The sequence below is a fragment of the Bacteroidota bacterium genome (assembly GCA_039821555.1).
Classification (GTDB): domain Bacteria; phylum Bacteroidota; class Rhodothermia; order Rhodothermales; family Rubricoccaceae; genus JBCBEX01.
The window spans coordinates 1-960 of the sequence record JBCBNX010000054.1 but is presented as its reverse complement, the minus strand read 5'-3'; the positions used below and the strand labels follow the sequence as shown (position 1 = coordinate 960).

Below are 960 nucleotides of genomic sequence, written 5' to 3'. Positions count from 1 at the left end.
CGCGGCCCCTCCTTCCTGGAGGGCGACTGGCCCGAGCAGCCCTGCCTCCGCAACTACCAGGTCCCTGCTGAGGCTGCCAAAGAGATCAGAGTCATGGCCACCTCCGTGGAGGTCGAGCCCAACACATTCCCGCCGCTGTGGGAGGAAAACTCGCGCTGGGACTTGCAGCGCTGCTCCTCCTTCCACAAGCACGTGCGCATCATCGCACGCGTCATCTCCGCCATCAGGAAGTGGCGCAACTACACCAAGCCGGAGCTGGCGACTGCTGCTGGTGCAGCCACGCCGGCCCCGCCCCTCTCTCCAGCAGAGCTGAGGGAGGCAGAAGTCGAGCTACTGCGGCAAGATCAACTCCGCTACCTTGCTGAAGAATACGAGACGCTAGAGCGAGGACATGAGCTGCCTCGGCATCATCCTCTGCGGCGACACCTGCCAGAGATCGACCAAGGAACAGGCCTCATCGTGCTGCGCCCCCGCCTACTCGGGCACCGACCGATCGTCCTCGCCCGCCACGGCGCCGCGCTGTCCAGGATCGCGCGCGACCTGCACGTGCGCGAGCTCCACCACGTCGGCGGCGGCAGCCGCGTCTGGCACGAGTACACGCAGCACTACTGGACCCCGAACGGGCGCCGCCGCGTCGAGTCCGCGGCCAAGACCTGCATCGTGTGCCAGAAGAGGAGGCCTCACCCCAAGGAGATCACCACCGGCAAGCTGCCGCTCGTGAGGACGCCCGCGGGCGACCGCAAGGCCCCCTTCGCCGTCACCGGCGTCGCCGCCGCCGGCCCCTTCCGCGTCAAGATCGGCAGGAGCCGCGCCGCCTGGCCGCGCTACGTGATCCTGTTCACCTGCGCCGTCTACCGCGCCGTGCACTGCGAGCTGGTGGCCTCGCTCTCCGCCGAGGAGTTCCTCATGGCCTTCGCCCGCTTCATGGCCCGCCGCGGCATCAAGCCCGGCCTCGTTATC

At 68.4% G+C, this 960-nt stretch carries 1 protein-coding gene; it reads left to right on the top strand.

The annotated features are described in order from the left end of the window. Positions 1 to 960 (top strand): integrase zinc binding domain-containing protein (locus AAFU51_18820; GenBank protein ID MEO1573300.1); only part of this gene is annotated, 960 nt, incomplete at both ends.